This window comes from Candidatus Cryosericum odellii, from assembly GCF_003570935.1.
GTDB lineage: Bacteria > Caldisericota > Caldisericia > Cryosericales > Cryosericaceae > Cryosericum > Cryosericum odellii.
Window position 1 is genome coordinate 1 of sequence record NZ_QXIU01000186.1, and the last position, 4,462, is coordinate 4,462.

The 4,462-nt window shown below is 60.6% G+C and carries 3 protein-coding genes and 1 pseudogene; 2 read left to right on the plus strand and 2 right to left on the minus strand.

Features of this window, described 5'->3' with window-relative positions; all coding sequences use genetic code 11:
- Nucleotides 1-240: pseudogene (locus SMC5_RS10765) on the plus strand (hypothetical protein); the annotation flags it as partial.
- 151 nt (nt 241-391) lie between these two features.
- Complete coding sequence (locus SMC5_RS07545) at nt 392-619, plus strand: hypothetical protein (RefSeq protein ID WP_119120216.1); 228 nt, start codon at nt 392-394, stop codon at nt 617-619.
- Between the two features lie 58 nt (nt 620-677).
- On the opposite strand, the gene SMC5_RS07550 is transcribed toward SMC5_RS07545, so the two are convergent.
- Together SMC5_RS07550 and SMC5_RS07555 are read right to left on the minus strand one after the other, a co-directional pair.
- On the minus strand, nt 678-2,444 hold the full coding sequence (locus tag SMC5_RS07550; protein ID WP_165846632.1) for an ABC transporter ATP-binding protein: 1,767 nt from the start codon (nt 2,442-2,444) through the stop codon (nt 678-680).
- On the minus strand, nt 2,437-4,158 hold the full coding sequence (locus SMC5_RS07555; RefSeq protein WP_119120218.1) for an ABC transporter ATP-binding protein: 1,722 nt from the start codon (nt 4,156-4,158) through the stop codon (nt 2,437-2,439). The genes SMC5_RS07550 and SMC5_RS07555 overlap by 8 nt, the downstream gene beginning before the upstream one ends.
- Nucleotides 4,159-4,462 lie beyond the last annotated feature (304 nt).

A 4,462-nucleotide genomic window follows, 5' to 3' on the forward strand; every position in this document is an offset into this window, starting at 1 on the left:
CCAGCCAAGGCCGGTCCTGGCTCGACAATCGCGGGGGCAGTGCTGGTCGATAGCATGATGGTCGAGGTCATGGAATTGCTGGCGAAGAGAGGTGTCACTCCTGGCATTTTGCACAGCAGCAACAATGATGACAAAGCGGGTGCGCTTGAGAATGCGCGCGTTGCTTCTGACTTCGCTCGCAAGTTCAGCGAGCGACAGGTCCGTATGCAGTTGCGTACCAGAGAGGGCCTCGCAGACTAGACAGGTTTTGGAATTCGCAATCGAAGGGACCCCGGCCGTGAGTGTTGTCTGCTTACGGCCGTCCTTCACGCATGGAACTTGACATCCAATTTCCCTCCGATACATTGTTAGGGCTTCATTCGCACGAGCATTGACAATCAGGAGGTGGCTCATGGACGAAGACAGCATGATGAAGAAGGCCACGCGGCCCATCGAGAAGAACCGCCGGACACGGAGCAAACCAGCGAAGATCCGGCACCTTCAGAAGCAGCAGAAGCAGTGGATGGTGTCCAAGATGAAATGGCGGAAGCCCGGGACAAAACCAGGACTTGCGCCTTCTTCATTTCTGCACCGCGCACTCGTGGGCCTGTGGAGTCAATCTCGAGGTTGCTGTTCCTGAAGTTGTCTTGCCATCTGAGACTCGGTCGCCCTCGTAGAACGGCGAGGGTCTGTGGCCTTTAGCAGGAGATGTCCTGCACCTGGACGGCCTGTGGTCGGAGGCCCGCTTCGACCAGTGCCCTGTATTTTCCGTCTGGGCTATCCATGAGTTCCTCGTGAGTCCCCTGCTCGATCAGACGGCCGTCCTCCAGGTAATAGATGGTGTCTGCTCTCTGGATCGTCGACAGACGGTGGGCGATCACCAGCGTGGTCCGGCCTTTCATCAGCCTCTCGATGGCTTCCTGGACCTGTTGTTCGTTTTCTGTGTCGAGGGCTGATGTAGCTTCGTCGAGCAACAGCACGGGCGCATTCTGGAGGATCGCCCGCGCGATTGCGATGCGCTGCTTCTCGCCGCCGCTGAGGTTCCGCCCCGACTCCTCGAGCACAGTCTGGTACCCGTCTGGCAGCTGCATGATAAAGTCATGGGCGTTGGCAGCCCGGGCTGTCCTCTCGACCTCCTGCCGGCCGGGGTCTGGCATGCCGCCTAGGATGTTCCCGTAGACCGTGTCACTGAAGACGAAGGCATTCTGCGGAACGTAGGCGAAGTTCCCGCGCCACTCAGTGAGGGCTTGATCATAGATGGAATCACTCTCGACGGTTATCGTTCCACGCGCAGGTGCGTACAGCCCGAGCAGGAGCTTGAACAGGGTTGTCTTGCCGCCTCCGGACGGTCCAACGAATGCCACGGTCGAGCCCTTGCGCACAGTGAACCCGATGTCGCTGACGACAGAGTTGTCCGAACTAGGATAGGTGAAGGCCAGGTCACTGACGCCTAAGCCACAACGCGCAGACGCGGGCTCTGCCCAAGAACCGGTGAGGTGGTCGGGTTCTGCGGGGAGGCCCATAAGCTCCAGTATGCGTATCCCAGCTGCCAGGCTCACCTGCAGGTCGGCGAGAATCCTGGACAGCTGGCTAAAGAAGGTGGTAACGCCGTTGGACATCTGGATGAGGGCGACAAGCCTGGGCACGAAAGACGGATCCAGAGCGCTTCGATACGCACCGTATGCCATCAGCCCTATGAGGGTCGTGTCTGTCAGCACATCAACGGTCGCACGGGCAGCCTGCGTTGTCTCGGCGGCGAGCCCGGCCCGCAGGCGGTCTCTGCTACGGCGACGGAGGCGGTCGGTCATCCAGGTTGCCAGGTTGAATGAGCGGATGATGGCAGAGCCACGTGCCATCTGGCCGACGTCGCCCAGGAACGCGGCTTTCGCTTCCTGCATAGCCGTACTCTGGCGCCTGAGGGGAGCGAGGAGTGGGAGCGTGACCAGGAGCGTCAGGGACGAGAGACCAATGATGACCAGTCCGGCGCGCCAGTCGATGGCTAGTACGGTGATGATGGACCCGAAACCTGCACATAGCGTGTTTGCAACGTCCTGGAGCGTCTGCTTGTACATCTGACCGACGACCGCCGTGTCGTTGGTCAGCCGTGACAGCACTTCTCCTGGGCCCAGGCGTTCCAGCGCGGTCAGGGAAAGGCGGTTGACAGCTGCGAACGCGGCGCTCCGCACGTGGCGTTCGGAGCGTACCGCACCGATGACCAGCGCTCTCCCGGCAAACAGGACGCCCAGTGACGCGGCGAGTCCGGCGACCACGAACAGCATGACTGACCAGTTCAGCATGGGACGGTTGCCGCTCATCAATGCTCGTGTGAACGCAGAAAGGGAGATGGCGAACATACCGTTCAGCGCATAATTGGTGAGGCCCAAACCGACGATGCCCGCCGTATACTGGCGAGCAGCATCCCCTGTGCAGGACAGCAGCCTCCTCAGTGCCCTCCAGCTATCCACGGTCACTCTCCTGTGCCTGCTGCAGTTCCCAGAGCAGGGCATAGCGTCCCCCGGCAGCCAGAAGGCCGGCATGCGTTCCCTGTTCGACGACACGACCGTTGTCAAACACATAGATCATGTCGGCGTCCTGGACGGTTGTCAGTCTGTGCGCCACTGCGACGACAGTTTTGTCCGGATAGTGCTCGACCAGCCGCGCATAGACACGACGTTCCAGTTCGTTGTCCAGAGCGGATGTGGCCTCATCCAGGATGATCAGCGGCGCGTCCTTGACCAGCGCTCGCGCGAGGGCTATGCGTTGTCTCTGGCCACCTGACAGTCGACCTCCAGTGTCCCCGACCAGCGTGTCCTCATGCTGTGTCATCTCCCCGACAAAGTCGGCGGCTGCCACGTCCAGAGCTTCGGCAATCTGGACCTGCGTCGCATCCAGGCGTCCAGTACGTACGTTGTCGGCGACACTGTCGCCAAAGAGAAACGCTTCCTGGTCGACGACTGCTATGGTTGCTCGGAGCGCAGAGAGGTCCCAATCCTGGACCGACAATCCATTGACCCGGACAGTTCCGGCGTTGGGGGTGTAGTCACCGGTAATAAGCCGCAGGACCGTCGACTTGCCCGAACCGCTGGTACCCACCAGAGCGACTTTCTGCCCCTGCTTCACTGTCAGTGAGATATCTTTCAGAGCTGGCTCTGCTGTCCCGGAGTAGGAGAAGGACACGTCCTCCAGGGTGAGGACATCATCCGCGCTCGCAGGGCCACGTGCCCCTCCTGTTCGCTCCACTGGAACGTCGAGCAGTTCAAGGACCCTGTGTGCAGCAGCCGAACCTGACCGGATGCGACCGAGCAGCCGGGGCATTTCCTGAAGGGGAAAGGAGAGGTAATTGACCAGCAGGACGAATGAGAACAGCAGCCCGATCTCGATACGGTGGGCCAGGGCCAGGTATCCTCCGACGGATAAGACGATGATGAAGGGCATAACTGCCAGCGTCATGCCTGTCGAGTACAGCTTCGCAACCTGGTTCGCCGCCGTGGTACTCCGTTCCTGCCACGAGGACAGCGCGTGCTCGTGGCGAAGAGACACGGTGGTGGTCATGTTCATGGCCCGAATGACTTCGGCGCCGGAGACTGCTTCCTGGGTTACCACACTTGCCTGTGCAAGGGCCTCCTGGGCGGCTGTCATGAGAGGTCCGAGGGGCCTGGTCAGAAATGACGCCACGAGCAGGAGGATAGGAGTGGGTGCAATGGATGCGACCGTAAGCAGCCAGTTCCTGGACAGCATGTATGCGGCCGCAAGGAGGGCCGTCAGAGCTTGTGACACGAACTGCAGGCTATCGGTTCTGACCAGTTGCTCGAGAAAGAGCATGTCACTCGAGAAACGGGACTGGATGTCCCCTGAGTGTTCGCCGTGCATTGCTGCAGCCGTCGCATGGGCAAGACGTTCGATGGCGCGGTCACGGAGGATCCGTTGCAGGCGCTCGCTGAAGTGGCCGGCAAGGAGCTTTCCAAGGAACGTGCACGCCACGGACGCCACACTGATAGCGACACCGACGACGATGACCTGCCGCAGAGCCACGAGACCGCTGCCGGCCACGACGAGTGACAGGGCACGGCCGAAGATGTCTGCGAAGGCTACCGTGGACACCGACACGACCACAGCGCATGCGACAGCTCCCACGAACAGCCAGGTTAGCGCGCCCGCTTCCTGGAACAGGCGTTTCATGAGATGTCCTCTGTTTGTTCCCGAGTAGTCGAACCGGTAACTGTCATCCTCGGCCCTGCCCGCAGCCCCTCGCTCATCGTCTCAACCCTTTCTCATGCATGTGGTAACCTCGACCTGTCGCAGAGGGCCGGCCTTGCAGCGTGTCTTACCAGGCGACACTGTACTTGCCTTCGTCGAGACGAGAAACGGTTGCCTTGCCTGCGAGTTGGCGCGCAGTGACCATCGCGTTTGCCAGACAGATGCCAATGTCGGGGAAACGGCCGACATTACCCTTGATGACAATCTGTGTGTCAGATGCCACTTC

Bases quoted from the DNA above. Each gene is read 5' to 3' on its own strand.
- SMC5_RS07545 (WP_119120216.1), top strand. From the start codon at position 392: ATGGACGAAGACAGCATGATGAAGAAGGCCACGCGGCCCATCGAGAAG.
- SMC5_RS07555 (WP_119120218.1), bottom strand. From the start codon at position 4,158: ATGAAACGCCTGTTCCAGGAAGCGGGCGCGCTAACCTGGCTGTTCGTG.